Below are 26,413 nucleotides of genomic sequence, written 5' to 3' on the forward strand. Positions count from 1 at the left end.
CGAACGCGTGCCCACCGGTGGGCGGCCGGACGAGCAGACCCGCCCCGGTCAGGGCGCGCAGGGCCGCCTCCACCTGCGCTCCGGCCCAACCGAGTGCCCGGGCCAGGTCCGCGACCGGGCTACCGGGCGGGAGGGCGGCGACCGCCATCAGGGCAGCCCGTCGGGTGCCGTCCAACCGGTCCAGCCGGGCTTCGGCGGCCCGCCGGATGCTCTCCGGCACCGGCAGCCGGGCCGGGTCCGCCCCGGCGAGCGATCGCACGTACGCCACCGCGCGTCCCGGGTTGCCGCCGACCAGCGGGATCAGCCGTCCTACCAGCCCGGCCGGCTGACCGGCCCGGCGCAGCAGGCGCCGCAGCAGCCGGCCGCTCGTCACCGCGTCGAGCGGACGCAGCCGTACCCGGGTCGTCGGCCGGGCGGAGTGCACGCCCGCCCCGGTGCCGACCAGCACCAGCGGCAGGCCGTCGGCGGTGGCCAGGTCGACCAGGGCGTCCAGGTGACGGCGCAGCGCCGGGGCGGCGCGGTCGAGGTCGTCGACGGCCACCACCACCGGCTGCCGCCGCGCCAGCCCGAGCAGGACGTCCCGCCAGTGCAACGCCGCCCGGGCAGCGGCGGCCCCACCGGTGCCGGTCACCAGATCGTCCACTGTGTCCAGCGCCGCCGCGAGGCGGTCGCCGGGGACCGCGCCGCCCACCGCGGCGGCCAGCCGGTCGCGGAGCACGTCGGCGGCGACCGGGGTACGGGTGCCGGCCAGCGCCCGGACCAGGTCCACGACGGGAGCCAGCGGCCCGTCCGGGTACGGTGGGCAGGCGGTCAGGCACCACCGCACCGGCATCCCGTCCAGCGTGGGCGTGCTGCGGGCCAGCTCGCGCAGCAACCGGCTCCGTCCGCTGCCCGACGGACCGGTCAGCACCAGTCGCCGTACGCCGTGTCCGCGTACCGCCTCGGCGAGCTGTTCCCGGACGGCGGCCAGCTCCCGGTGCCGGCCGATCAGGGGCGTGTCGTGACGCGGCGGCCGGGGCGCCACGGTGCCCACGGCGTGCCAGACGCCCACCGGCAGCGTCTTGCCGCTGACCGTCACCGCCGGCACCGGGCGCAGCCCGATCAGCCCGGCGACGGCCCGGTGCGTGGCCGCGCAGACCGCCACCCCGCCGTGCGGGGCGTGTTCCTGAAGGCGGGCGGCGAGCGTGATCACCGCGCCGCTGGCCATACCGTGCCCGCCGTCCCGCCCGGCAGCCAGGTCCACCATCGCCTCGCCGGTGGCCACCCCGACACGGACCCGCAGCTCGGGCGCGCTGGCCAGCGGCCGCCGGTCCAGTGCCCGCTGGACCTCCAGCCCGGCCCGCACCGCCCGGTACGCCTCGAAGCCGTCCCCGGCCCGCGCGCCGAACAGCGCCATCACCGCGTCGCCGACGTACTTCTCCACCACGCCGTCCCAGCGGCGCAGCACCCGGGCGACCGTGCGGAAGTAGACCCGTTGCAGTGTGCGTACGTCCTCCGGGTCGAGCCGGTCGACCAGACGTGTCGACCCGACGATGTCGACGAAGAGGACGGTCACCGTCCGTCGTTCCTCGGCTACCGGCCAGCGCCTCCGCCGGGCCGGTTCATCTGCGACAACCCACATGGGCATCGAGATCGCACCCGCCTCTCCCCCCGTGTGTGCCAACGATGTCCGGAGACTGCCATCCCCGGTCCGACGGCGGATCTGCCGAACGACGTATGTCGGCCGAGCGCAACCTTCGGTCGCATTGTCGACGCGAGTGGGGGAGGGGCGGCGCGGCGACGGTAGAACGGGGGCGGCGGCGGTGACTAGGCTGCGAGCCATGGCCAGCGCCGTGGACACCACACCGCTCGTCGGTCGGGCCGACCTGGTGGCGACGGCACGTGCCGCGCTGCTCGACGACGTGGCGCCGGGAAACACGGCCGGCGTCTTCCTCACCGGCGAGAGCGGCGTGGGCAAGACCCGGCTGCTGCACGAGATTGGCGGGCAGTTGAGCGCCGGTGGGGCGGTGGTGCTCACCGGTTCCTGTCTGGACATCGGCGACGCCTCGCCGCTGCATCCGTTGCGGCAGGCGCTGCGGCGTCTCGACGCCCACCTGGCCCCGGCCGCCGCCGCGTCGGTGCGCGCCCTGCTCGGCGTGTTCGCGCAGGACTCGACCGGGCCGGACGGCGCGGGGGCGTTGCTGGAGCGGGTGTCGCGGGGGCTGGGCGTGATCGCCGGCGGTCGTCCGGTGGTGCTGGTCCTGGACGACCTTCAGTGGGTCGACCGGACCACCCGCCAGTTGCTGCTCTATCTGCTCGCCGGTCTGGGTGACCTGCAACTGTCGGTGCTGGCGGCGGTGCGGTCGGAGTCGTTGCAGGGTGCGCACCCGCTGCGCCGGGTGCTGACCGAGTTGCGTCGGCTGCGGTCGGTGCGGGTGTTCGATCTGGCGCCGCTGGACCGCACCGCCACCGAGGAGCTCGCCGCGGCGATCGTCCGGGCCCCGCTCGCCCCCGAGGCGGCCGACCGGCTGTGGCAACGCAGCGGGGGCAACCCTTTCGTGGTGGAGGAGTTGTCCCGGGACCTGCGGGACGGTCGTGACGATCTGTCCGACACCCTGCGCGAGGTGTTCCTGGCCCGGGTGGACGCGCTGCCGCAGCCGGCGCACCGGGCCGTGCACGCGGTCGCCGCCGGGGTGGAGCCGGTCGAGCACCGGCTGCTCGCCGAGGTGGTCGGACTGCCGGAGCAGGAGGTGCTCGCCGCGGTGCGGGCGGCCGTCGCGCACCGGTTGCTGGTCGGTTCCGAGGACGGCTACCGGCTGCGGCACCGGCTCGTCGCCGAGGTGCTGGAGGACGAGCTGCTGCCCGCCGAACGCGCCCTGCTGCACCGGCGGTACGCCGAGGCGCTGACCTCGGCGCCGGGCGAGCTGCACCAGGCCCGGCTGGCGCACCACTGGCGGCTGGCCGGTGAGCCGGAGCGGGCGTTGCCGGCGGCGGTCGCCGCCGCCGAGGAGGCTGAGCGGCTGTACGGCTACGCCGAGGCGCACCGGCACTTGTCGGTGGCGGTGGAGTTGAGCCAGGGGCGGGCCGGGGTCGACCGGGCGGCGCTGCTGGGCCAGGCCGCCGAGGCCGCCCACAAGAGCGGAGAGTACGCCCGGGCGCTGGCCCTGCTGGAGGAACTCGCCGCCACCGACTCCGCCCCGCCCGCCTGCGAGCTGCACATCCGGCGGGCGCGGTACCTGGCCGCCGCCGGACGGTCGGCGCTGGCCGAGGTGGAGTACCAGCAGGCGCTGGACGCCGCGGACTGCACGCCCGGACAGCGGGCCACCGCCGCTGCCCATCTGGCGGAGCTGTTGTTGCATCTGGGCCGGTACGCCGACGCGGGCCAGCGGGCGCGGGAGGCGCTGGCCCTGGCGGAGCAGGTCGAGGGCGCCACCACCGAGGTGGTGCTGGCCAGTGCGGCGTTGGGCTTCTCCGAGGCGTACCTGGAGGATCCGGACGCCGGTCTGGTGGTGCTGCGGCGGGCGCTGGACACCGCCGAGCGGGCCGGCCGCCCGGAGGACGTGGCGCGGGCCTACCTGCACCTGGCGGAGCTGCTCACCGGGCCGCTGAACGTCATCGAGGAGGGCGTGGTGGTGGCCCGCCGGGGCGCCGAGCGGGTTGCCGAGCTGGGGCTGGGCCGCGCCTACGAGACGCGGCTGCTGGCCATCGCCACCAACGGGCTGTTCCGGGTGGGGCAGTGGGCCGAGGCGGAGAAGGTCATCGCGGCGGCGCTGCGGCACCGCCCGTCCGGTGCGGACGCGGTCGAGCTCCTGCTGGCCCGGTGCCGGCTGTCGGTCGGGTACGGCGACGTCGAGGCCGCCGACCGGGATCTGGACGCGGCGGCCACCATGCTGGCCGGCGGCGGTGCCCGGCACGTCATCCCGCTGCTCACCCTGCGCGCTGGGCTGGCGATGTGGCAGAGGCGGCACGACGTGGCCCGGCACGCGGTGCAGCGCGGCCTGACCGAGACCCGCTCCGACGACCTGGTGATCCTCGCCGTGCTGGTCTGGCACGGGCTGCGCGCCGAGGCCGAGGCGCACGCCAGCCGCACCGTCGCCGTCGATCAGAATGCGGTACGCCGGCTGCGCGACATCGCCGACCGGGTGGCCGGACGGAGCGTGCCCGCGGCCCGGCCGGTGCGCGACGTGGTCGACGGGTACCTGGCGCTCTGCGCGGCCGAGGTGAGCCGGCTGGACAACAGCGACCCGGAGCTGTGGGCGCGGGCGGCGGCGGAGTGGGATCGGCGCAACCACCCGTACCCGGCGGCCTACTCCCGGCTGCGCCAGGCCGAGGCGCTGCTGGCCCGCCGCCGCCGTACGGCGACCGCCGGCCGGCTGCTGCGGCAGGCGTACCAGGTGGCGCAGGGGCTCGGCGCGGTGCCGTTCACCGAGGAGATCCGTGGCCTCGCCGGCCGGGCCCGGGTGGAGCTGGAGGAACGTACCTCCGGCCGGGCCGAGACGCCGCCGGGCGCGGGTGAGGAACTGGCCGCGCTGACCGCGCGGGAGCGTGAGGTGCTCGCCGCGGTGGCCGAGGGGCTGACCAACAAGGAGATCGGCCAGCGGCTGTTCATCAGCGAGCGGACCATCGGCGTGCACGTCTCGCACATCTTCGACAAGCTCCAGGTACGCACCCGGGTGCAGGCGAGCGCCATCTTCCTGCGTAGTCGCGTGTCGGTGTCGGATACGTAGTTCTACTGATGCCGGCGGTGTCCCCGCCTGAAAGGCTGTGCCCGGCGTCGTACCGCGACGTCGGGAGCAGCGACGAGGGGGCAGCGTGAGTGAACCGGTCTGGGGGCCAGTGCACCGGGACATCGTGGACCTGCTCGCCGATCACCCGGCTGACGTGCCCGCCGTCGTCGACCACCTGACCAAACTCCAGGACATGTTGGTCCGGCTGCCACCGCTGCTGGACAGCTGCCCACTGGCCGACTTCAACAAGCTCTACCTCACCATCACCACGAGCGTGTTGGACGGCCTCTACGCCGACCGGTTCGTCGACCCGGTCTTCCTGTCCCGGCTGGACGTCGAGTTCGCCGCCCGCTACTTCGACGCGTTGCGGATGTGGAGCGACTCCAGCCCCGGTACGCCCAAGGCGTGGGCCTGCCTGTTCGAGCGGATGCGTGGCCCGGACGCCCGGCCGTTGCCGTCGGCGGCGGCCGGCGTCAACGCGCACATCAACTTCGACCTGCCGTTCGCGTTGGTCACCACGTTCGACTACCTGGAGTCCGAGCCGGTCGAGGGCAGCGACCAGCACCGCGACTACCTGGAGATCAACCGGATCTTCGCCGACAAGATCCCCGGCCTGCGCCGGGGCTACCTGGAGCAGTGGCAGCTGCTCATCGACATGGTCAACGGCGACATCGACGACTGGTACCAGGGTGAGCTGATCGAGTACACCCGCGATGTCGCCTGGCGCAACGCACAGCGGATCTGGCGGTGCCGGCACGACCCGCATCGACACGAGCGCGAGCGCGCGCGGCTGGACCAGACGGCCGCCGCGCTCGGTCGGTTGCTGCTGTCGCCCCTCGGGGCGTTCCTGCAGTAGCCGGGACGGGGGGTCCCCGCGCCTCGCCCGACGGCGAGGCACGGGGGCATCCGACCCGCCCGGGCGACGTCGCCCGGTATGTGAGCACGGGGGGAACAGGAGGCCGGCCGGCCAGGGGGGTGTCGGCCGGCCTTCGCTGGGTACGCGGCGCCCATGACCGCTGCCTTCCGGCGTCCCGCCGCACGGCCCCGCCCGCGCCCCGCCGCACCGCCTCGTCCGAGTCGGCCGGGGGACCGGGCCGGCCGGCGGGTCCGGGGATGACCACACACCGCTTCCCGTTCCGGTTCGACCCGCCGCTGCGCCCGCTCCTGGCCCTGCTCGGGGTACGGCCCTCCACCGCCTGGGTACGGGTCGACGGCGACACGGTGGCGGTGCGGTTCGGGCCCTGGCTGCTGCGCACCTTCGGCAGTTCCACCGCCACCGGGCTCTGCGTCCGCTTCGCGCGACCCGTGCCGGCGCTGCTGCCGGGCGGCCGTCCGCGCCATCCTGGGCTGACGGTGACCGTCGACGACCCCGCCGCCCTGGCCCGCGCGTCGGCCACACCGCGCGTCGGCTGACCGCGATGGGGGACGGGGCCAGAGCGCGGCGGGGCCGGGACCGGCGCCGCCCGGCGTCCGGGACACCGGAACCGTCGCTGCGTGCCGCGCGGGACCCCACCCGCCCCGGCGAACGGGCCGGTCGACGGGTCACCGTGCCCGACCAGGTCGCCGTACCGGCCGGACCGGCGCGCCCGCAGAGTCGGCTGCGTCGGTGGCTGTTCGTGCACCAGGTGCAGCCGGTCGGACCGGAGACGGCGGAGGGGCAGGCCCGGTCGCACGCCTGGTGGCGGGTGATGTGTCTGACCGGTGTCGACTACTTCTCCACCCTGTCGTACCTGCCGGGCATCGCCGCGCTGGCCGCCGGGGCGCTCTCTCCGCTGGCGACGTTGCTGATCGTGGCGCTGACCCTGTTCGGCATGCTGCCGATGTACCGCCGGGTGGCCGGGGACAGCCCGCACGGCCAGGGGTCGGTGGCGATGCTGGAGCGGCTGCTGCCGTTCTGGCGGGGCAAGGTCTTCGTCCTGGTGCTGCTCGGTTTCGTCGCCACCTCGTGGATCGTCACGATCACGCTCTCCTCGGCCGACGCCACGGTGCACATGTTGCAGAATCCGTACCTGCCGGACGCGTTCGGCGGGACCACGGTGGCGGTCACGGTCACCGTGGTGCTGCTGCTGATCCTCGGCGGGGTGTTCCTGCTCGGTTTCCGGGAGGCGGTGGCGGTGGCCGTGCCGCTGGTCGCCGTCTTCCTGGCGCTGAACGCGGTGATCGTGGTGGTGTCGCTGACCGACCTTGCCGCGGATCCCGCCCCGCTGGCGGACTGGACGGCGGCGCTGACCGCGGACGGCGGTGGACCGGGTGGGGTGGTGCTCACGGCGGCGCTGGCGTTTCCGCTGCTGGTGCTGGGACTTTCCGGCTTCGAGACCGGGGTGAGCATGATGCCGCTGGTCGCGGGAGCGGGCCGGGACGCCGAGGCCCGGTTGGCCGCGCGCATCCGTAACACCCGGCGACTGCTCACCGCCGCCGCGCTGATCATGTCGGTGTACCTGCTCTCCACCACCTTCGTGACCACGCTGCTGATTCCGCCCGACCAGTTCGCGCCGGGCGGCGCCGCCAACGGTCGGGCGCTGGCGTTCCTCGCCCACGAGCACGTCGGCGAGGCGTTCGGCACCGTCTACGACCTGAGCAGCGTGCTGATCCTCTGGTTCGCCGGTGCCTCGGCGATGGCCGGGCTGATCAACATCGTGCCGCGCTACCTACCGTCGTACGGCATGGCGCCGGAGTGGGCGCGCGCGGTGCGACCCGTGGTGATCGTCTACACGCTGGTCTGCATCGTGCTGACCGTCCTCTTCCGCGCCGACGTCGACGCGCAGGCCGGCGCGTACGCGACCGGGATCCTGGCGATGATGGTCTCCGCCGCGGTGGCGGTGGCCATCGCCGCGGTCGCCCGGCGCCAGCGCGCGGCCTCCGTGGGCTTCACCGTGCTCACCCTGGTGCTGGTGTACGCCCTGGTGGAGAACGTGATCGAGAAGCCGGACGGGATCGCCATCTCCGGCCTGTTCGTCCTCGGCATCATCGCCGTCTCGTTGGTCTCCCGGGTCAGCCGGACCACTGAGCTGCGGGCGGAGCGGGTCGAGTTCGACGAGGTGGCGCGGCGGTTCGTCGCCGATTCGGTGGCACACGACGGCCGGTTGCACGTGATCGCCCACAAGCGGCGCAGCGGTGCGGTCAAGGAGTACACCATCAAGGAGCGCGCCCAGCGTGGGCTGAACCCGGTCCCCGGGGCGACCGACGTGCTGTTCCTGGAGATCGACGTGGTGGACCCGTCCGGGTTCCGCCACGTGCTGCGGGTGTGCGGCGTCGAGGTGGGCGGGTACCGGGTGTTGCGGGCGAGCAGCCCGGCCGCGCCCAACGCCATCGCCGCGATCCTGTTGGCGTTGCGCGACGCCACCGGCGTACGCCCGCACGCGCACTTCGAGTGGTCCGAGGGCAACCCGATCGCGCACCTGCTGCGGTACCTGATCCTGGGGCGTGGCGACACTCCGCCGGTGGTCCGGGAGATCCTACGCAAGTCCGAGCCGGACCCGGCCCGGCGGCCGGGCATCCACGTCGGCGGATGACCCCCGAGTCCGCTCTGTTCTGATGTGAACGCGAGTGGCGTACTTATTCATGTATTACGGATTTGATTCTTATGTCGCCATACGGTGACCTCTGACGGCGGAGGCGACGTCCGCCACCCCGCGCCCGGTTCGGCGCGGCCGTGTCTTCGCACGAGAGGCAGGCAACGTGATGTCCACCTACCGAGGCAGCCCCGGGTCGCGTCGACCCGGACGGCGGTCCCGCTGGCTGTTGGCCGGCGGGCTGATTGCGGGAACTCTGGCGGTCGGAGCGACGGGCGTGACCGCCGTCGCCTCGGCCAGCGAGGATCAGCCAGCGGTGCCGGGCCCCGGCCGGCCCGCCGCGATGTTCACCGCCGTGCCCGGGACTTCGGACGCCACGCCCGGTCCCGACAAGGACCGGCAACGCCCGGAGTGGCGGCACGACGGCGGCGACGCGGACGGCGCGCGGGGCGGCCGGCGCGACGACGCGGCTGCGGGGCGCGACGACGACGCGTCGGCCGACCGTCTTCCGGCCCGCAACGGCCGCCCGCCGCAGGGCGAGGCGGTGCGGGTGCCGTGCGACTCCGCCGGACTCATCGCGGCGCTGGTCCGCGCCAACGCCGAGGGCGGCGCGACACTTCGACTGGCCGAGGATTGCACCTACACCCTGACCCACGCGTTCGCGCAGGTCGACGAGTACGACGGGGGTATCCGCGACGCGCGGGAGGCCGCGGACGCCGCCGAGAACCCGGGCGACGCCGAGGCGCCGGCCCGCAACCCCGACGACGACAAGGCCGGGCTGCCGGCCATCTACCACGGCATCACCATCGAGGGCTCCGGCTCCTCCATCGTGCGCGGCGTCGACGACGAGGACTTCCGGTTCTTCACCGTCCGGGACGGCGGTGAGCTGACGCTGCGCGATGTGACCCTGCGCAACGGTCGGTCGAAGGCAGAGGGCGGCAGCATCTACGTCGTGCACGGCGCGACCGCGGTCGTCGAGGGAGTCACCGTGGTGGACAGCACCTCGCTGTCGGCCGAGGGCGGCGGCGGGGGCATCTTCAACGACGGCAACCTCCAGATCAGCGACAGCCGGCTGATCGGCAACCGTGCCGCCGGCGTCCAGGGCAAGGGTGGGGGCCTGCTCAACGGCGGCGTGATGGTCGTGAACCGCACCGAGTTCCGGCACAACAGCGCGGTCAGCTACGGCGGTGGCCTGGCGAACTTCCGGGCCGCCGGTGACGTGTACTCCTCCACCTTCACGCAGAACCACGCCGGACAGGGCGGTGGCCTGGCCAGCTTCTCGGCGCGGACCAAGGTCTTCGACAGCGCGGTGGTCGGCAACAGCGCCGAGACCGGCGGTGGCCTGGCCAACTCCGACGCGGTGCTGGTGTTGCGGCAGATGACGATCCGCGACAACCTGGCCCGGGTGGCCGGTGGTGGCATCTCCACCGTCCAGGGCCTGCTGCCGTTGGACGACAGCGTGGTTCGGGACAACACCACCCGGGGCAACGGTGGCGGCATCTACGCCGAGAAGTCCAACCTGCTGGTGCGCGGCAGCGACGTGGAGGACAACGCCGCCGTCGGGCCGGCGTCCCGTGGGGCCGGGCTGTTCGTCACCGCCGGCACCGGCTCGCTCTACCGCAGCCAGGTGACCGGCAACCGGGCGACCGGGGATGTCGGTGGCGTGCAGGTCGAGCGGGCGCAGCTCAAGATCGACGACGAGACCGTCGTGATCGAGAACAACCCCACCAACTGCGACGGGAGCCGTCCGCCCGTGGCGCACTGCTTCCGCTGATCGTTCCTCCGTCCGGCCCTCCGCCGCCTGGTCCTTGTGACCGGGCGCGGGGGGCCGGTGCGTCGACGAGTGATGGGTGGCGCTGTGGCGCCACCCGGGAAGAGTCACTGCGAAGGCTGCGGCAGCTCGCATTCGACCTGGGGGTTGGCGCCGACGTAGTTGAGCGGCCCGGCGACGATGGTCACCAGGATGGTGCCCAACTCGGCACAGTTGGTCTCCTCGTTGTCGTAGTAGCCGCGCTGGCCGGCGGCGACCGCGCCGATGATGAGCCAGATCACGACCAGGACTCCGAATATCGACGTGCCACGCATGGCTTCCTCCACGGTCCGGTGGGTTGCACGGTGCCGGGCCTTGTACCCATGCGGACGCAACGGCCAAACGGATGCCGGCGCGGCCACGGCGACGATCAGGTCCCCGGCGACCGCCACCGGCGGTCCGGTGACCGCACCGGCACGGGCTGCCGACGCGGGGACGGTCCGGTGACCTGTCCGCGTCGGCGGCCCGTCGGGCGATCGGTCAGTCGGTGCCGCCGGCCGCCAGCACCTTCGCCTGCTGCGGCCAGGTGACCAGGCTCGCGGTGGCGCGCAGTCCGGCACCCTTGATGACCTCCCGCAGCGCGGCCTCGTCCAGCTCGGCCAACTGCTGGTACGTCAGGATGCCCGCGCCCTGCAGGGCGGCGGCCATCTTCGGCCCGACACCCTGGATACGCCGGAAGTCGTCCGCCGCTCCGGCGGTGACCGGCGGGGCGGCAGCGGGCGGGGCGGCAGCGGGCGGGGCGGCGACCGGCTCGGCGACCGGCTCAGCAGCGGGCGCGGCGACGGGGTCCGGGGTGACCGGCTCGCTGGTCACCGGTGCGGCGGACACCGCCGGGGCGGGCTCGGGCTCGCCCGCCGCCGTCGCGTCGACGGTCGTCGGCACGGTGGCGACGTCCTCGGCCGGGGTCGGCTCGGCGTTCGCCGCCGTCGCGGTCTCTGGGGCGGTCGGGTTCGACTCGGTCTCTGCGGCGGGCGTCGCGGTCTCGACCGCGCTCGGGGCCGGTTCGGCGATGGTGGCGGCAGGTGCCGGTGCGGTCTCGACGGCAGCGGGGGTCGGCTCGCTGGTGGTGGCGGCCGGGGTCGGCTCGCTGGTGGTGGAGGGCGACGCGGGAGGTTCGCCCCGTCGGCCGCGCATCAGCACCCAGCCCACCGCCAGACCTGCCAGCAGCGCCCCGAGCAGTATCAGCCAGCTCCCGAAGGAGTCGCCCACGGTAAACCTCCCTGAAGTCCAACATCCGAATCGTCGCGAAAAAAGCTCGCCGCAGCTTCGCACACGTGGGGTCGGGGCAACAGGCAGGCCATGTAACAGTCCGTACCCGCGGGACGGGGATCACCGCAGGTGTCCGACGCGGGACGGACGGTGTGGACGGCGCGGGGTGCGCCGCGACCCCGGCACGGGTCGGCCGTGTCGGGGTCGGGTCGGTACGGATCAGTCCTCCTCGCCGCGGTAGGTGTAGAAGTCGTCGACGAACTTGCGGCGCAGCGGCGGTACCCGGCTGGTGACCCGGAAGTAGCCACGTGCGCCGATCAGCGCGAGTCGGCCGGACACCGGCCGGTACATCCGGTCGTCGCCGTTGGTGCCGCTGCGGTTCAACGAGTCGGCCACCCTCGCGAAGCCGTACGGCAGCATCGCCGCCTCGTAGTCGGCCACCGCCTGCACCGGTGTCGTCTCGCCCGTCAGGGCGCGAACCAGGTGGCGGCGCAGCAGGTTGGCGTCGCGCAACGCGGTGTTGGCGCCGACGCCCCGGCCCGGGGTCATGGTGTGGATCGCGTCACCGAGCAGCGTGACGGTGCTGCTCTTCCAGGGTGGCACGGGCTCCGAGGTGGACACCCGGATCGGCAACGCGCTGTCGGGGTCGGCATGCCTGAGCAGTTCGCGCAGGGTCGGATGCCAGTTGGGGGTCAACTCCAGCGCCACCTGGAGCAGATCCCCGCCACGGCGGCGCAGCACGTCCGCCGGGAAGCGCCGCGCGGTGCTCCACACCACCAGGTTGATGTTGTCGCGGGTCGGATCGTGCCGCAGCCCGGGCCAGTCGGTCAGCAGGGCCGCGTCGGTGGACGCGACATCCGGTTTGAGTCTCCCGTCGCCGTCCCACTTGAACTCCATCACGTGCAGGACGCCCATCACCCCGCCGGTGCCGAAGATCAGCGAGATGCCGCGCCGGACGGTCTCCGGCAGCAGTGCCCGGGTGTGTGCGGTGAGGGGGATCCGGGTGGCGATGTTGACGGTGCCGGCGTCCCGGACGGTGGCGTGCGGCAGGTACTGCCGGCGGACCGCGGAGTGCGTACCGTCCGCCGCCACCAGCAGGTTGCCGACGGCGGTGCTGCCGTCGGCGAAGTGCGCGGTGACCGTACCGTCGTCGTGCTGGGCGTAGCGGGTGAAGGTGCGGTCGAAATGCACCACGTCCTCCATGCCGGTCAGCAGCACCTGACGCAACGTCATCCGGGCCACCGACCGTTCGGTGTCCACCGGATCGGAGTCCGGCCGCAACGGGAACGACGCGGTGTGCCGCATCCGCTGGGTGAGCACGTTGAAGAAGCGGGGTGAGCGGGCACAGGTGGCCAGGTAGATCCGGAACAGCTCCGGCGGCAGGCAGTCGCGCAGCGCCCGGCTGCCGGTGGGCCCGATGCCCACCCGGTAGCCGAGCAGCCCGTCGCCCCGGGTCCGGTGCCGTTCGTAGACGGCGACGCTGATCCCGGCCCGGCGCAACCCGTGCGCGAGGCAGAGACCGCCGGCGCCCGCGCCGATGACCAGGACATGCGGTGTTCGGGTGGACATCAGTCGACCACCGGTCAGCCGGCCACGCGGGGGGCCGGGACGTCCGCGGCGTCCCAGCGGTAGAAGCAGCTGGCGATCGCGTCGCGGGGGGAGCGCCAGGTCGGCAGGTACGGCGACGTGTGAGCGGAGAGCCGTTCGTTGACCTCGCGGTACAGCGGGTGGTTGCGGGCCGCCGCGAGGGCGTCGGTGCCGACGTCGTCGGTCTCCATCAGGTGTACGCACAGGTCGTGCAGGCAGTACAGGGACCGGTGGCGTACCCCGGTCAGGCTGGGCAGGTCGGTTGCGTCGGACTCGGCGAATATCTGCGCCACCCGTCCCTCCGCGCCCGGGATGATCCTGTTCACGATCACTAGACGGCTCATCGGACCCCTCTCACCGGTGTTCCCGCCCGGACACCTCGCCGGGCCATGGACGGCTGTCCGGTGTCACTCTGTCGCGTGGAGTGTCACCTGCCCGTCAACGCGACCGGTCGGGCCGGTGACGCGGCCGGCGGCTCAGCGGGTCCGGAACCGCGCCCGGCCGCCGGGGTGGCGGGGTTCGGCCGGGACCCGGGTGGCCCGGCGGATCGGTTCCAGCGTCTCGTCGAGCAGCGCGCTCATCGCCGGGGACGGTTCCAGACGCAGCTCCCGCAGCAGCAGGTCGCGATAGACGTAGAAGGCGTGCACCGCTTCGAAGGCGTTGCCCTCGGCGAGGTGGGTGCGGACCACCAGCCGGTGCGGCGTCTCGCGCAGCGGTTCGGCGGCCATCGCCTCCAGTGCCGTCTCCAGCGCCTCGCCGTGCCGCCCGGCGGCCAGGTGCTGGGCGGCGGCCTGCTCCAGCATGTGCAACCGGAGCTGGCGCAGTCGTTCCCGGTCGGTCAGCACCCAGTCCTCGTACCAGCCGGGCAGCAGGTCGTGCCGGCCCGCGGCGAGCGCCTCGGCCGCGTCCTCGGGCGCCTGGCCGTCGCGTACCCGGGCGGCGGTCTCGACCAGCCGGTCGACGTCGACCCGGACCAGCGGGTCGAGGCGGATGGTGTCGGCGGTGGTGGTCAACGGGCAGTACGGGTCCTGCCGCAGTCGCCACAGCGCGGTGCGCAGCGAGGAGAGGGCGCGGTCCTCGCCGGCCTCCGGCCAGAGCAGACCGGCCAGGTGGGCGCGGGTCGCGTCGGGTCGGAGCCCGATCAGCGCGATGATCCGCTGCAGTCCTCGGGGGACGACGACCGGGGTGGCGTTGTGGGTGAGCCGGAAACCGCCCAGCAGGTGCAGTCGCACCTCGGCGTTCCGGTGTACACCGCTGGTCGGCGCGGGTGGTTCGGCGGCCACGGCGGTACCCCCTGCGGGACGGGTCGGTTCCGTGGTGAAGATTATCAATCGCAGTTACTCTGAGTCAACGTCGGTGTCGGCATGGTAACTAAACTCGCTTCATGAATGGGGCTCTGAACTGCGCACTTGCGATGATCGCGGCGTTCGGCGGCATTCAGGTGGAGCACAGCATGCGTCAACGGAACGTCACCAACCGTCCTTGTGGACCGAGGTTCCGGTGACGCCCGGGTGACGCGGCGCGGCACATCGTGGCCGCATTCGTCCGGGCATCCGGTGGCGTCTCCACCGGCCCACAGGGGGAGGTCCAGCATGGACCGCACGCTGATCGTCGCGAAGGTGGACCCGACCGCCGAGGCCACCGTCGCCGAGATCTTCGCCGAGTCCGACACCACCGAGCTGCCCCGGTTGGTCGGCGTCCGGCACCGGTCGCTGTACCGGCTCGGCGACCTGTACGTGCACCTGCTGGAGACCGACTCGCCCGGCGACGAGGCGGTCGCCGCCGTCCGGGACCACCCCGAGTTCCAGCGGGTCAGCGCCCGGCTCAGTCCGTACGTCTCGCCGTACCTGCCGACCTGGCGGTCCCCGCGCGACGCGATGGCCCGCTGCTTCTACCACTTCGACGGGCCACGGTCGTGACCGCCACCGCGCCGGCCGACGGGACGCTCTGGTCACGCTGCGGCGGCTGCGCCACCCTGCTGTACCGCAAGCGGCTGCGACGCAACCTCGACGTCTGCCCCGAGTGCGGGCGGCACGCCCGACTCGCCGCCCCCGAGCGGGTACGCCAACTGGTCGACCCGGCGTCCTTCCAGCCGCTGCCGGACCGCGCGGTCGAGGTGGACCCGATCGGCTTCGTGGACGTGCTGCCGTACCCGCACCGGCTCACGGCCGCCCGCGCCGACACCGGACTCGCCGAGGCGGTGCTCTGCGGCGCCGCAACCGTCGGCCGGTACCGGTGCGCGCTCGCCGTGATGGACTTGGCCGCGCTGGCGGACAAGTCCTCGGCCCGGGCGCTGATGCGCCGCGCCGGGCTGCCGCTGCCGCCGGGCGCCGTGCAAACGGTGCCGACCGTGGGCGAGGCCGCGGTGGTCGCGGCCGAGGTGGGCTATCCGGTGATCGTCAAGGCGGCGGCCGGCGGCGGTGGGCGGGGGATGACGGTGGTACGCACACCCGCCGACCTGCCCCGCGCGTACGCCCGCACCCGGGCCGCCGCCCAGGCTGCCTTCGGCGACGACCGGGTGTACGTCGAGCGGTACCTGAGCGACGCCCGGCACGTGGAGGTCCAGGTGCTCTGCGACTCCCACGGCAACGGCGTGCACCTGGGCACCCGGGACTGCTCGGTGCAGCGGCGGCACCAGAAGCTGGTCGAGGAGGCGCCGGCGCCGGCGCTGGCCCCGGCGATCCTGGACGCGCTCGCGCGGACCGCCCTGCGCGGCGCGCTGGACGTCGGCTTCACCGGTGCCGGGACGGTGGAGTTCCTGGTGGACGCCGAGGATCGGTACCACTTCCTGGAGATCAACTGTCGGATCCAGGTGGAGCATCCGGTGACCGAGATGGTCACGGGTATCGATCTGGTGCACGAGCAGTTCCACGTCGCGGCCGGGACGCCGCTGCGCTGGCGGCAGGAGGACGTCCGGTTCACCGGAGTGGCCGTCGAGTGCCGGGTCAACGTGGAGGACCCGGACCGTGGGTTCGCCCCGACCCCCGGCCGGCTGGACCGCTTCGTGCCGCCCGGCGGCCCGTTCACCCGGGTCGACACCCACGGTCACGCCGGTTACCTGGTCGGTCCGCACTACGACTCGTTGCTGGCCAAGGTCGCGGTCTGGGCTCCCGACCGTGACCTGGCCCTGAACCGGCTGGACCGGGCTCTGCGCGAGTTCGAGATCACCGGTCCGGGCGTGCGGACCACCATCCCCTTCGTCCGGCGGGTGCTCGACGACGCCGACTTCCGCAAGGGGCGCTACTCCACCGGCCTGGTCGACCGTCTGACCGCCGGACCGCCCCCCGTTCATCCGAGGAGGAACCGATGACCGTCACCGATGGCCGCTCGCTGACCGCGGAGATCACCCACATCCTGGTGACCAACTGCGGGCTGGACCCGGACGCCGCCGCCCGCGCCCCGGCCGCCTCCCTGGAGGAGCTGGGGATGGACTCGCTCGCGCTGCTCGAACTCTCCGCCGTGGTCGCCGACCGCTGGCGGGTGAGCATTCCGGAGCAGGCCGCCCAGCTGACCATCCCGGCCGTCGCCGAGCTGGTCGCCGAGCAGACGGATCCGCCCGCAGACCCGCCCGGGCACACCGAGAACAGCATCGTCATCGCCGCGCCGCTGGAGCTGGTCTGGTCGGTCACCAACGACGTCGCCGGGTGGCCCGAGCTGTTCACCGAGTACGCCAGGGCCGAGATCCTCGGCCGGGACGGCGACACCGTGCGGTTCCGGCTCACCATGCACCCCGACGAGAACGGGGTGGCCTGGAGCTGGGTCAGCGAACGCACACCCGACCCGGTGACCCGGCAGGTGCGGGCGCGTCGGGTGGAGACCGGACCGTTCGAGTACATGCGGATCCACTGGACCTACACCGAGGAGCCGGAGGGCGTGCGGATGACCTGGGTGCAGGACTTCGCCATGAAGCCGACCGCGCCGGTGGACAACGTGGGGATGACCGAGCGGATCAACACCAACAGCGTGGTGCAGCTCGCCGGGATCAAGGATCGGATCGAGCGGCTGGCCCGGGAACGGGCCGAGTCGGTGGCGACCGGAGGCGACGATGAGTGACCTTGCTCTGGTGGCCGCCCGGGACGTGCCCGCCGACCGCCGCCGTGGCGGTGAGCTGCGCGTGCTGCTCGGCCCGCGTACCGTCGGCAGCACCTCGGGGTTCATGGGCGTGGCCACCATGGGGCCGGGGGAGCGCATCGCCGAGCACTACCACCCGTACAGCGAGGAGTTCCTCTACGTCGCCCGGGGCACGATCACCGTCGACCTGGACGACGAGCCGGTGGTGCTGGCGGCCGGCGAGGCGCTGTTCGTGGCCCGCAACGTCCGGCACCGGCTGCGCAACACCGGCGACGAGCCGGCCGAGGTGGTCTTCCACCTCGGCCCGCTGGCCCCCCGCCCGGAACTCGGCCACGTCGACACCGAGGTGGCCGACGAGCGGGGCGGGTCGTGACCGGGCGCCGCACGGTGGTGACCGGGGTCGGGGTGGTCGCTCCCGGCGGCGTCACCCGGGACCGGTTCTGGAAGGGCATCACCGAGGGGCGTACCGCGACCCGGCGGATCAGCTTCTTCGACCCGTCGCCGTTCCGCTCCCAGATCGCCGCCGAGTGCGACTTCGACCCGGACGCCGCCGGGCTGACGCCCGCGCAGCGGCAACGCGCCGACCGGTACGTGCAGTTCGCGCTGGCCTGCGCCGCCGAGGCGGTCGCCGACAGCGCGCTGGAGTTCACCGACGCCGAGCGGGACCGGGCCGGCGTGGTGCTCGGCACCGCCGTCGGCGGGACCATGAAGCTGGAGCAGGAGTACGTCACGGTCAGCGACAGCGGACGGCACTGGCTGATCGACGCGGCGCTCGGCGGGCCGTACCTCTATCCGGCGCTGGTGCCCAGCAGCCTGGCCGCCGACGTGGCCTGCCACCACGGGCTGCACGGCCCGGCGCAGGTCGTCTCCACCGGCTGCACCTCCGGCATCGACGCCATCGGGTACGCCCACCAGCTCATCGCCGACGGCGAGGCGGACATCGTGCTGGCCGGCGCGGCCGACTCGCCGATCTCCCCGGTGACTGTGGCCTCCTTCGACGCGATCAAGGCCACCAGCCCGGACAACGACGACCCGGCGCACGCCTCCCGGCCCTTCGACGCCGACCGGCACGGGTTCGTGCTCGCCGAGGGGGCGGCGGTGCTGGTGCTGGAGGAGGCCGGGCACGCCCGGCGGCGCAACGCGCACGTCTACTGCGAGGTGGCCGGCTACGCCAGCCGCAGCAACGGCTATCACATGACCGGGCTGCGTCCGGACGGGGTGGAGATGGGCCTGGCCATCACCGACGCGCTGCGGCAGGCGCGGCTCGCCCCGGAGGACGTCTCCTACATCAGCGCGCACGGCTCCGGCACCCGGCAGAACGACCGGCACGAGACCGCCGCGTTCAAGCGGGCGCTCGGGTCGGCCGCGTACCGGGTGCCGATCAGCTCGATCAAGTCGATGGTCGGGCACTCGTTGGGCGCGATCGGCTCGATCGAGATGGCCGCGTGCGCGCTGGCCATCGAGTTCGGGGTGGTGCCGCCGACCGCCAACTGGACCACCCGCGACCCGGAGTGCGATCTGGACTACGTGCCGAACGAGGCGCGGGAGGTGCCGGTGGACGTGGCGCTCTCGGTGGGCAGCGGCTTCGGCGGGTTCCAGTCGGCGATGCTGTTCCGCCGGCTCGGCCGGGAGGTGACGCGGTGACCGCGCCCGCGTACGGCGGCCCGGCGACCGGCCGATCGCCCGGCGACAGCACCGTAGCCCGCGCGGTGGTGACCGGCATCGGCGTGGTCGCGCCCAGCGGCGTGGGCGCTGACGCGCACTGGCGTACGGTGCTCGCCGGTCGGCGTCGCACCGGGCCGATCAGCCTCTTCGACGCCAGCGGCTACCCGACCCGGCTCGGCGGGGAGGTGGCCGACTTCGATCCGTCCCGGTACGCCGACAACCGCGCCCTGGTGCAGACCGACAGGTGGACCCACCTCGGGTTCGCCGCCACCGCGCTGGCGCTGGCCGACGCCGGCCTGCCCGAGCAGGCCCCCGACCCGTACGCGTGGGCGGTGACGTTGGCCAGTTCCTCCGGCGGCAACCTGTTCGGCCAGCGGGAGCTGCAACGGCTCTGGTCGTCGCCGACCCGCACCGTCGGGGCGTACCAGTCGATCGCCTGGTTCTACGCGGCCAGCGTCGGGCAGCTCTCCATCCGGCACCAGGCCAAGGGCCCGTGCGGGGTGCTGGTGGCCGAGTCGGCCGGTGGCCTGGACAGCCTCGCCCACGCGGTACGCACCGTACGGCGGGGCGCCTCCGTGGTGCTCGCCGGGGCGACCGAGTGCCCGCTGAGCCCGTACGCCCTGGCGTGTCAGCTCCGGTCCGGCCTGCTCAGCGCGGAGACCGACCCGGAGCGAGCCTATGGACCGTTCGACGCCGCGGCCAGCGGCTACCTGCCGGCCGAGGGCGGGGCGGTGTTCGTGGTGGAGGAGTGGGGTCACGCCACCGCCCGGGGCGCCCGGGTCTACGGCGAGGTGACCGGGTGGGGTGCCACCCACGACGCCGCGCACACCACCGCCGAGTCCGCCGGTGACCCGCAGCAGTACGCCCGCGCCATGCGGCTGGCCCTCGGCCGGGCCGGGGTCGAACCGGCCGACGTGGACGTGGTGGTCCCCGACGCGCTCGGGGTGCCCCGGTACGACCGGTCCGAGGCCGCCGCGCTGCGGTCCGTCTTCGGCGGGCTCGCGCCGCCGGTGACCACCCACAAGTCGTTGACCGGGCGGGCGCACCAGGGCGGTCCGGCGCTCGACGTGGCCACCGCGCTGCTCGCCTTCGCGCACGACACGCTGCCCGCGTCGGCCGGCCCGGACACCGTGGCCGAGGGCTGTGAACTGGGCTTCCTGCGGGCAGCCCGGCGTCCGCGCCACCGGCTGGCGCTGGTCTGCGCGCGGGGATTCGACGGATTCAACAGCGCGCTGGTGGTGCGTGGCGCGCCGCCGAGCGGAACGGAGCAGCGATGACGGCACGACAGCGCGGGGAGCGGGCGGGTGGGCACCGGGCCCGGGTGGTGTTCCTGGTCCGCGTCCCCACCGACCGCACCGACGACTTCCTGCGGGCGTACGAGGCGGTGCGCCACCTGGTCGCCGACGGGGTGCCGGGGCATCTGGTGGATCAGGTGTGCCGATCGGCGACGGACCCGGAGCAGTGGCTGATCACCAGCGAGTGGGCCAGCCTGGCCGACTTCGAGGCGTGGGAACGCAGCTCCGAGCACCGTGATCTGGTCCGGCCGATGCGGGAGTGTTTCACCGACGCCCGCTCGTTGCGTTTCCAGGTGTACGCGCAGACCCCGGTCCCGGCCTGAGTGACCGCACCGGATCGGATCGGGACGGATCGTACGGTCGGTCACCTCACGTGCACCGGGAGTCGACACACGGATCCGATCCTGCCCGCCGGAGCGGTTGCCGACAATCCCGCCAGCCGCCCTTTCTCCTTGAACCATTTGCATCTGGCAATGCTCGTCTCGGCTGCCGTAGGGTTCCCGCAGCGCTCCGAGGCACGCGCTACGTGGGCTGTCGCCCGCACCAACACAGGACGGTGGCGATCACATGACGGGCCCGCTGTACCTTCCGACCGAGGCGACCCGGCACGTACCCACCGACCTGTTCGGACGTCCCGCCGACGAGCGCCCGGAGCGGGCCCGGGGTGGCCGGGGCGAGCCCGGTGGCCATGACCCGGCCTCGCGGCACGCCGGCCCGACCGTCGCGGCGGCGGTCCCCGGCGACGAGTGACCCCGGCCCGCCGACCCGGCTGACGGCCGACTTCCGCCACCGCCGGTCGCGTCTCGCTGCCGACCGTCGAGAAGGGGTGGTCCGCGTGCCGCCCGCCACCGTCGCGGCCCTCGCTCTCGGGTGACGATCCGGCCCACCGGGTACTCCGCCAGGTCGGGGAGGGCGGATCCTCCGATGCCGACGATCGGGCACTCGTTCGGGTTCCGCACGCTTCACAAAGCCTGAAGCCGGGTTCCGCCGATCGGGCGGCCCGAGCTGTCCGAACGGACGGAACCCAAGCTCTCCGGCCGTGACGAGTCCGTCCAAGGGTTGTGGGCGGCCGGGTATGCCGGGATATTGCTGTGATCAATCCCCCGATTCCTCACCACCGGCCTGGTGGCCATGCCGGTGATTGGAGACCGCGTGTCCACACAGGTTCCCGACCGATGCGCCCTGCCGGCGTACGACCACCGCCCGACCCGGGCACCGCGGGGTCCCTGGTGACAGGCGGCGGCAGCATCCGCACCCGACTTGCCGCCATCGTCGCGTTGCCGGTAGTGGTCGTGCTGATCCAGATCAGCTACGTGACGGTCATCGAGGTGTCGTCCTATCAGGCCGTCCGCAAGGCCAGCGAGTCGGTGTCGCTCGTCCTGAAGGTGCAGGACCTGACCCAGGAGCTGCAGGTCGAGCGTGGCCTCAGCGCCGCCTTGCTCGGTGGCAACGACGCCTTCCGCAACGAGGTCACCCCAGCTCGCGAGCGGGTGGACGAGCGCCGCCGGGCGGTCGAGGAGGCGATCGCCGACGGCGGGCCGGTGGCCGACCGGATCGACGCCGCGCTACGCGAACTCGACGGGCTCGCCGTGGTCCGTTCCGCCACCGACAGCGGCAGCGCCGAACGAGCGGCGACCTTCGACTTCTTCACCGAGCGCATCGCGTCGCTGAACCGCCTCGACTACGAACTGGACCAGGCGACAGACCCGGAACTGCAACGACACGTGGCGACCCTGACCGCGTTGAACCGGATCAAGGAGAGCACCGCCCAGCAGCGCGCGTTCCTCAACGGAGTCTTCTCCGCAGGCGGCTTTGCCGAGGGTGAGTTCCTCCAGTTCGCCGCGATGCGCGCGGCCCGTGACACGGCGCTGGCCGACTTCGAGGAGCGGGCCACCCCGAGCCAGAAGGCCGCCAACGACTGGGTGCTGGACACCGGCGCCGCCCGGGTCGCCGGCTTCTTCGAGCAGGTCGCGCTCGACTCCGCCGACGGTCGCCGGGTGCAGGTCAACCCGCAGGCCTGGTGGTCGTCCCTGACCACCGTGCTGGACGGCATGCGCCACATGCAGGAGTACGTGGGCGCGGAGATCGAGGCGCGGGCCGCGGAACGGCAGTTCGAGTCGACCCGGCGTCTGTTCGTGATCGGCGTTCTGGTGGTGTTCTTCCTCTCCGGTGCGGTGGGTCTGCTGCTGCTCGCGTCCCGGTCTGTCACCCGGCCGCTGGCGATGCTGGCGGCCGAGGCGCGTGACCTCGCGGCCAACCGGCTGCCCGTCGCCGTGCGGCAGCTCCAGGACGGCACCGTGGACAGCGAACCCCGCGCCCCGGACCCGGTCCAGGTGCCGGCCCGATCCAGCACCGAGATCCGGGCGGTGGCCGGTGCCCTCGACCAGGTCCAGGCGGTGGCCTTCCGCCTCGCCACCGAGCAGGCGGTGCTGCGTCGCAGCACCACCGAGTCGCTGGCCAACCTGGGGCGGCGCAACCAGAACCTGCTCCGTCGCCAGCTCAGCTTCATCACCAAGCTCGAACGGGAGGAGACCGACCCGGCCGGGTTGGCGAACCTCTTCGAGCTGGACCACCTGGCCACCCGCATGCGCCGGAACGCGGAGAGCCTGCTGGTCCTGGTGGGGGCCGGAGGTCCTCGCCAGTGGACCCGGCCACTGGCGATCGCCGACGTGATCCGGGCCGCCATCTCCGAGGTCGAGGAGTACCGGCGGGTGCAGATCCGCCGGATCGACGACGCCTGGGTGGTCGGGGCCAACGTCAGCGCGGTCGCCCACATGCTCGCCGAACTGGTCGAGAACGGGCTGACCTTCTCCCCGCCGGACTCCGACGTGGAGATCCAGGGCCGGCGCAGCGGAGACGGCTACCTCGTCGCCATCACCGACCAGGGCATCGGCATGTCACCCGAGGACCTGGCCGAGGCCAACGCCCGCCTGCGCGGCGAGGTCGACTACGTCTCGGCCCCGACCCGCTACCTCGGGCACCACGTGGTCGGTCAGCTCGCCCGGGACCTGGACATCGACGTCCAGCTCGCGCCCTCCCCGGTGACCGGGGTGACCGCCCGGGTGCTGCTGCCTGCCACGGTGCTGACCAACCCGAACGCGATCGCTCCGGACGGGGGTGCGAACGGTGTCGGCACCACGCAGACCCTCACGGTCGCCGCCACCACGACCCGGGTGGCCGCCGAACCCACCTCGGCGCCCGTCCTGCCGTCGGTGCCCGCCGCCCGGCCGACGCCGGCCGTCGGCATCGCCGGAGCCGGCACGCGGAACGCCATCGATCCGCCACCCGCCCGACACGCCGCACCGGCCGCGCCACGCGGGTACGACCGACCCGTCGCCGGTCGGCCACCCACCATCGCCGGCGAGGTGTCCGCCGTCGGTCCGGTGGAGGAGCGCACCACCAACGGACTGCGCAAACGCCTGCCCCGCGAGCGGCGGGCCAGCGAGGCGGCCCCGGCGGCCGGCCCGGTCGCGTCCGCGCCGCGCTCGGACGCAATGGACGACTCGCCGATGGAGATCCGGAACCGGTTGACCGCGTTGCGGGCCGGGACGCTTCGCGGCCAGGTCGACCGGCCGGCACCACCGACCCGGTCCAGCGACGACACCACGATCGAGCCTTGGGGGACACGTGAAGGTTGACATCCAAAGTGATCCACACCAGTTGAACTGGCTGCTGGCGAACTTCGTCCGCCAGACGGACGGGATACGGGACGCGGTCGCCGTCTCGTCCGACGGGTTGCTCATCGCCGTCTCCGCCGGTCTCAACCGGGGGGCCGGCGACCAACTCGCCGCGATTGTGTCCAGCATGTCCAGCCTGGCCCGGACCGCCTCCCGCAAGTACGACTTCGACGGCCTGAAACTCATCATGATCGAGATGCGGCGGGGCTTCCTGCTGGTGTCCGCGATCAGCGACGGCAGTTGCCTGGGGGTGCTCGCCGACGGGGACTGCGACCTGGGACTGGTCGGTTACGAGATCTCGCTGCTCGCCGACCGGTTCGGCACGATGCTGACGCCGGCCTTGATCTCCGAGTCGAGACGAGTGTTGCCCCGGTGAGCGGTGCCGGACCGCGGCTGCCCGACCCGCGGATGATCCCGTACTGGACCGCTGCCCCGGCACCGGCCGACCCGGCTCCCGAGCCGCCGCCGGTCACGCCGGAGCCGCCGGACGCGGAGGCGGTACGCCCGTTCCTGCTTACCGGCGGACGTACCCGTCCGGTGCAGGACGGGCTGCGGGTGGAGACGTTGCTCTCCGCCCAACCTGCGGCGCTCTCCGCGCCGCTGCGTTTCGAGGCCCGCCGGATTGTCGAGTTGTGCCAGCGTCCCATCACCGTGGCCGATCTGGCGGTGGCGCTGCGGGTGCCGCTCGGCGTCACGCGGGTGCTGGTGGCAGACCTGCTCAGTGAGGGCTACCTGCGCCGTGAGGAACAGGGCGAGCTCTCCGTCGCCATGATCGAGAGGATCAGGGACCGTGTCCGCGCTCTCTAGCCATTCGCCCGTCCCCACCGCGGTCAAGATCGTGGTGAGCGGGGGGTTCGGCGTCGGCAAGACCACCTTCGTCGGCGCGGTGTCGGAGATCGAGCCGCTCGTCACCGAGGCCGACATGACCGAGGTGTCCGTGGGGGTCGACGACACCTCGGTGGTGTCCGGGAAGACCACCACCACCGTGGCCCTGGACTTCGGCCGGATCAGTCTCGACGAGTCCCTGCTGATGTACCTGTTCGGCACACCCGGACAGGACCGGTTCGCCTTCCTCTGGGACGACCTTGTGGACGGCGCGCTGGGTGCGGTCGTCCTGATCGACACCCGGCGGATCGAGGACTGCTTCCCGGCCATCGACTACTTCGAGGACCATCACATCCCGTTCCTGCTGGCCGTCAACACGTTCGAGGCGACCCGCCGCTTCGCGCTGGCCGAGGTGCGGGAGGCCCTCGGCGTCGCGGACGACGTGGTGCTGGTGGAGTGCGACGCGCGTCAGCGGGAGTCGGTGAAGCAGGTGCTCGTCGCACTCACCGAGGTGGTGCTGGCGCAACGCCTCGCGCGGGCCGGCGCCGGTCGCTGACCGACAGGCTGGGCAGCACCCCTCCGGCACAGCGGGCCGGGCGCAACGACGAAGAGGAGAAGAAGCAGCGATGCAGAGATCAGGTTGGGTCAGAGCGGCGGCCCTCGCCTGCGTGGCCGCACTGGCACTGACCGGCTGCGCGGCCGACATCCAGCCCCGGGTCGCGGCGCCGGGGCCGCCGGAGCGGACGGAGTGCGGCACGCTGACCCTCGCCAACCTGCCGTGGATCGGGTACGAGGCAAACCTCGCGGTGATCGGCTACCTGGCCAAAAATCGGCTCAACTGCACGGTGGTGGTCAAGGACCTCACGGCGGAGGAGGCGTGGGAGGAGGTCGCCGCCGGCAGCACCGACGCCATCCTGGAGAACTGGGGCCGTGAGGGTCTGAAGAAGCGGTACATCGACGAGGAACGCAAGGCCGTCGAGCACGGCATGACCGGCAACAGGGGCGTCGTCGGCTGGTACGTCACGCCGTGGCTGGTCGAGCAGCACCCCGGCATCACCAACTGGCGGAACCTCAACGACTACGCCTACCTGTTCCGGACGCCCACCTCCGGCGGCCGGGGCGTCCTGCTCAACGGCGATCCCTCCTACGAGACCAACGACCGGGCGTTGATCCGCAACCTGAAGCTGAACTTCACGGTCGACACCGTGGGCAGCGAGGACGAGCTCATCGAGGTGTTCCGAAAGGCGGAGCGCGACCGCCGGCCGGCGATCGGCTACTTCTACACGCCGCAGTGGTTCCTGGCCGAGGTCGACCTGGTACACGTCAAACTGCCGCCCTACACCCCCGGCTGCGACGTGGACCCGGAGAAGGTGGCCTGCGACTACCAGCCCTACGACCTCGACAAGATCGCCAACCGGGAGTTCGCCGAGTCCGGCAACCCGGCCGCCGAACTGATCAAGAACTTCCAGTGGACCAACGCCCACCAGAACGAGGTGGCCCGCTACCTCACGGTCGACGAGTTGTCCTACGACGAGGCGGCCAAGAAGTGGCTCGACGCCAACCCGGAGGTCTGGCAGGACTGGCTCCCCGCCGACTGACCGGCCGATCCCCACCGACGCGTCCCGGCAGCGACACACCGCGTTCGCCGGAAAGCGAACGGTGACCTTCGCCGTACCGCGCTCCTGCGTGGACGGTCATAATGGGCGGCATGGTTGCCTGGGAGTACGCCCTGCTGGTCCGCCGTTACCAGGGACAGGGCCGCAATTTTCACGTCTCGTTCGTCTGGTACGGCCCGGACGGGTCACGTAAGGACATCACCGCGTACGGCGACACCGCCGTGGCGCATCTCAACCGGTACGGCCGGGAAGGCTGGGAACTGGTCACCGCCGCCGAGGACGTCAACAACGTACAGGGCAGCACCGAGGTGCACCGATACCACCTCAAGCGTCCGCTGAACTGAGCCCACCCGACGATCGCTCGACCACCGCCCGGGAACGCGTTGACGACGTGTCCCGGGCGTCGTCGCGCTTGTCGCCAGATGTCGATGCGTGCGCGC

The 26,413-nt window shown here is 73.0% G+C and carries 24 protein-coding genes and 1 pseudogene; 19 read left to right on the forward strand and 6 right to left on the reverse strand.

All coding sequences use genetic code 11. From position 1 onward, the window contains the following. Nucleotides 1-451 precede the first annotated feature (451 nt). Nucleotides 452-1,822: pseudogene (locus ID554_RS26365) on the reverse strand (adenylate/guanylate cyclase domain-containing protein); the annotation flags it as partial. On the opposite strand from ID554_RS26365, the gene ID554_RS26370 reads away from it, so the two are divergent. From ID554_RS26370 to ID554_RS26390, 5 genes are all read left to right on the forward strand, one after another. Continuing rightward, nucleotides 1,821-4,706 (forward strand): helix-turn-helix transcriptional regulator, encoded by a 2,886-nt coding sequence (locus tag ID554_RS26370; RefSeq protein WP_117228100.1) that lies wholly within the window; start codon nt 1,821-1,823, stop codon nt 4,704-4,706. The pseudogene ID554_RS26365 and the gene ID554_RS26370 sit on opposite strands and share 2 nt — an antisense overlap. An 85-nt stretch (nt 4,707-4,791) precedes the next feature. Further along, nucleotides 4,792-5,562 carry a DUF5995 family protein gene (locus ID554_RS26375; RefSeq protein WP_117228099.1) on the forward strand — a complete coding sequence of 257 codons (771 nt, stop codon included), beginning with the start codon at nt 4,792-4,794 and terminating at the stop codon, nt 5,560-5,562. 257 nt (nt 5,563-5,819) lie between these two features. Beyond that, a complete protein-coding gene (locus ID554_RS26380) occupies nt 5,820-6,119 on the forward strand; it encodes a hypothetical protein (RefSeq protein ID WP_117228098.1) in 300 nt (99 codons plus the stop codon). A gap of 5 nt (nt 6,120-6,124) precedes the next feature. Beyond that, complete coding sequence (locus ID554_RS26385; protein ID WP_223884261.1) at nt 6,125-8,218, forward strand: APC family permease; 2,094 nt, start codon at nt 6,125-6,127, stop codon at nt 8,216-8,218. 169 nt (nt 8,219-8,387) lie between these two features. Then, nucleotides 8,388-9,992, forward strand: coding sequence for a right-handed parallel beta-helix repeat-containing protein (locus ID554_RS26390; protein WP_117228196.1), 1,605 nt, complete (start codon nt 8,388-8,390; stop codon nt 9,990-9,992). Between the two features lie 104 nt (nt 9,993-10,096). Here ID554_RS26390 and ID554_RS26395 read toward each other — a convergent pair whose 3' ends face one another. The 5 genes from ID554_RS26395 to ID554_RS26415 all read right to left on the reverse strand — a co-directional run bounded on the left by ID554_RS26395 (nt 10,097) and on the right by ID554_RS26415 (nt 14,107). After that, entirely contained in the window at nt 10,097-10,303 is a 207-nt protein-coding gene (locus ID554_RS26395; protein ID WP_117228195.1) for a hypothetical protein, read from the reverse strand. Nucleotides 10,304-10,508: 205 nt separating this feature from the next. Further along, nucleotides 10,509-11,237, reverse strand: a complete 729-nt coding sequence (locus tag ID554_RS26400) for a helix-hairpin-helix domain-containing protein (protein WP_117228096.1) — start codon at nt 11,235-11,237, stop codon at nt 10,509-10,511. A 219-nt stretch (nt 11,238-11,456) separates the two neighbouring features. Then, on the reverse strand, nt 11,457-12,806 hold the full coding sequence (locus ID554_RS26405) for an FAD-dependent oxidoreductase (RefSeq protein WP_117228095.1): 1,350 nt from the start codon (nt 12,804-12,806) through the stop codon (nt 11,457-11,459). A 14-nt stretch (nt 12,807-12,820) separates the two neighbouring features. Beyond that, complete coding sequence (locus ID554_RS26410) at nt 12,821-13,168, reverse strand: TcmI family type II polyketide cyclase (RefSeq protein WP_117228094.1); 348 nt, start codon at nt 13,166-13,168, stop codon at nt 12,821-12,823. A 132-nt stretch (nt 13,169-13,300) separates the two neighbouring features. Further along, complete coding sequence (locus ID554_RS26415; RefSeq protein WP_117228093.1) at nt 13,301-14,107, reverse strand: AfsR/SARP family transcriptional regulator; 807 nt, start codon at nt 14,105-14,107, stop codon at nt 13,301-13,303. 309 nt (nt 14,108-14,416) lie between these two features. Between ID554_RS26415 and ID554_RS26420 the strand changes: the two genes are divergently transcribed. The 14 genes from ID554_RS26420 (at nt 14,417) to ID554_RS26485 (ending at nt 26,317) form a co-directional block, all read left to right on the forward strand. Further along, nucleotides 14,417-14,743 (forward strand): TcmI family type II polyketide cyclase, encoded by a 327-nt coding sequence (locus ID554_RS26420; protein WP_117228092.1) that lies wholly within the window; start codon nt 14,417-14,419, stop codon nt 14,741-14,743. Beyond that, entirely contained in the window at nt 14,740-16,134 is a 1,395-nt protein-coding gene (locus ID554_RS26425; protein WP_158573724.1) for an ATP-binding protein, read from the forward strand. Before ID554_RS26420 ends, ID554_RS26425 begins: the two co-directional genes overlap by 4 nt. Next, nucleotides 16,131-16,877 (forward strand): SRPBCC family protein, encoded by a 747-nt coding sequence (locus ID554_RS26430; RefSeq protein WP_117228091.1) that lies wholly within the window; start codon nt 16,131-16,133, stop codon nt 16,875-16,877. Before ID554_RS26425 ends, ID554_RS26430 begins: the two co-directional genes overlap by 4 nt. After that, complete coding sequence (locus ID554_RS26435; RefSeq protein WP_117228090.1) at nt 16,870-17,268, forward strand: cupin domain-containing protein; 399 nt, start codon at nt 16,870-16,872, stop codon at nt 17,266-17,268. The genes ID554_RS26430 and ID554_RS26435 overlap by 8 nt, the downstream gene beginning before the upstream one ends. Then, the gene (locus tag ID554_RS26440; RefSeq protein WP_117228089.1) at nt 17,265-18,539 is read left to right on the forward strand and encodes a beta-ketoacyl-[acyl-carrier-protein] synthase family protein; all 1,275 of its coding nucleotides are present in this window, start codon (nt 17,265-17,267) and stop codon (nt 18,537-18,539) included. Before ID554_RS26435 ends, ID554_RS26440 begins: the two co-directional genes overlap by 4 nt. Beyond that, complete coding sequence (locus ID554_RS26445) at nt 18,536-19,837, forward strand: beta-ketoacyl synthase N-terminal-like domain-containing protein (protein WP_117228088.1); 1,302 nt, start codon at nt 18,536-18,538, stop codon at nt 19,835-19,837. The genes ID554_RS26440 and ID554_RS26445 overlap by 4 nt, the downstream gene beginning before the upstream one ends. After that, on the forward strand, nt 19,834-20,178 hold the full coding sequence (locus ID554_RS26450) for an antibiotic biosynthesis monooxygenase family protein (protein ID WP_117228087.1): 345 nt from the start codon (nt 19,834-19,836) through the stop codon (nt 20,176-20,178). Before ID554_RS26445 ends, ID554_RS26450 begins: the two co-directional genes overlap by 4 nt. A 244-nt stretch (nt 20,179-20,422) precedes the next feature. Further along, nucleotides 20,423-20,605 carry a hypothetical protein gene (locus ID554_RS26455; protein ID WP_117228086.1) on the forward strand — a complete coding sequence of 61 codons (183 nt, stop codon included), beginning with the start codon at nt 20,423-20,425 and terminating at the stop codon, nt 20,603-20,605. Between the two features lie 425 nt (nt 20,606-21,030). Continuing rightward, nucleotides 21,031-23,493, forward strand: coding sequence for a sensor histidine kinase (locus ID554_RS26460; protein ID WP_117228085.1), 2,463 nt, complete (start codon nt 21,031-21,033; stop codon nt 23,491-23,493). Then, nucleotides 23,483-23,908: a roadblock/LC7 domain-containing protein gene (locus ID554_RS26465; protein WP_117228084.1), complete on the forward strand. Its 426-nt coding sequence runs from the start codon at nt 23,483-23,485 to the stop codon at nt 23,906-23,908. The genes ID554_RS26460 and ID554_RS26465 overlap by 11 nt, the downstream gene beginning before the upstream one ends. Continuing rightward, nucleotides 23,905-24,339 carry a DUF742 domain-containing protein gene (locus ID554_RS26470; protein ID WP_117228083.1) on the forward strand — a complete coding sequence of 145 codons (435 nt, stop codon included), beginning with the start codon at nt 23,905-23,907 and terminating at the stop codon, nt 24,337-24,339. The genes ID554_RS26465 and ID554_RS26470 overlap by 4 nt, the downstream gene beginning before the upstream one ends. Beyond that, nucleotides 24,323-24,913, forward strand: coding sequence for a GTP-binding protein (locus ID554_RS26475; protein ID WP_117228082.1), 591 nt, complete (start codon nt 24,323-24,325; stop codon nt 24,911-24,913). Before ID554_RS26470 ends, ID554_RS26475 begins: the two co-directional genes overlap by 17 nt. 70 nt (nt 24,914-24,983) lie before the next feature. Beyond that, the gene (locus tag ID554_RS26480; RefSeq protein ID WP_117228081.1) at nt 24,984-25,955 is read left to right on the forward strand and encodes a glycine betaine ABC transporter substrate-binding protein; all 972 of its coding nucleotides are present in this window, start codon (nt 24,984-24,986) and stop codon (nt 25,953-25,955) included. A 101-nt stretch (nt 25,956-26,056) separates the two neighbouring features. Then, on the forward strand, nt 26,057-26,317 hold the full coding sequence (locus ID554_RS26485; protein ID WP_117228080.1) for a hypothetical protein: 261 nt from the start codon (nt 26,057-26,059) through the stop codon (nt 26,315-26,317). The last annotated feature ends 96 nt before the right edge of the window (nt 26,318-26,413 follow it).

Origin of the sequence: Micromonospora craniellae (assembly GCF_014764405.1) — a bacterium.
In the GTDB taxonomy this organism is placed as follows: Bacteria; Actinomycetota; Actinomycetes; order Mycobacteriales; family Micromonosporaceae; genus Micromonospora; species Micromonospora craniellae.

Excerpts from the sequence above, each read along its gene's own strand:
- ID554_RS26420 (WP_117228092.1), top strand. The coding sequence starts at position 14,417 with ATGGACCGCACGCTGATCGTCGCGAAGGTGGACCCGACCGCCGAGGCC.
- ID554_RS26410 (WP_117228094.1), bottom strand. The coding sequence starts at position 13,168 with ATGAGCCGTCTAGTGATCGTGAACAGGATCATCCCGGGCGCGGAGGGA.
- ID554_RS26485 (WP_117228080.1), top strand. The coding sequence starts at position 26,057 with ATGGGCGGCATGGTTGCCTGGGAGTACGCCCTGCTGGTCCGCCGTTAC.
- ID554_RS26380 (WP_117228098.1), top strand. The coding sequence starts at position 5,820 with ATGACCACACACCGCTTCCCGTTCCGGTTCGACCCGCCGCTGCGCCCG.
- ID554_RS26395 (WP_117228195.1), bottom strand. The coding sequence starts at position 10,303 with ATGCGTGGCACGTCGATATTCGGAGTCCTGGTCGTGATCTGGCTCATC.
- ID554_RS26480 (WP_117228081.1), top strand. The coding sequence starts at position 24,984 with ATGCAGAGATCAGGTTGGGTCAGAGCGGCGGCCCTCGCCTGCGTGGCC.
- ID554_RS26370 (WP_117228100.1), top strand. The coding sequence starts at position 1,821 with ATGGCCAGCGCCGTGGACACCACACCGCTCGTCGGTCGGGCCGACCTG.
- ID554_RS26455 (WP_117228086.1), top strand. The coding sequence starts at position 20,423 with ATGACGGGCCCGCTGTACCTTCCGACCGAGGCGACCCGGCACGTACCC.
- ID554_RS26385 (WP_223884261.1), top strand. The coding sequence starts at position 6,125 with ATGGGGGACGGGGCCAGAGCGCGGCGGGGCCGGGACCGGCGCCGCCCG.
- ID554_RS26460 (WP_117228085.1), top strand. The coding sequence starts at position 21,031 with ATGCGCCCTGCCGGCGTACGACCACCGCCCGACCCGGGCACCGCGGGG.
- ID554_RS26405 (WP_117228095.1), bottom strand. The coding sequence starts at position 12,806 with ATGTCCACCCGAACACCGCATGTCCTGGTCATCGGCGCGGGCGCCGGC.
- ID554_RS26430 (WP_117228091.1), top strand. The coding sequence starts at position 16,131 with ATGACCGTCACCGATGGCCGCTCGCTGACCGCGGAGATCACCCACATC.
- ID554_RS26450 (WP_117228087.1), top strand. The coding sequence starts at position 19,834 with ATGACGGCACGACAGCGCGGGGAGCGGGCGGGTGGGCACCGGGCCCGG.
- ID554_RS26435 (WP_117228090.1), top strand. The coding sequence starts at position 16,870 with ATGAGTGACCTTGCTCTGGTGGCCGCCCGGGACGTGCCCGCCGACCGC.
- ID554_RS26390 (WP_117228196.1), top strand. The coding sequence starts at position 8,388 with ATGTCCACCTACCGAGGCAGCCCCGGGTCGCGTCGACCCGGACGGCGG.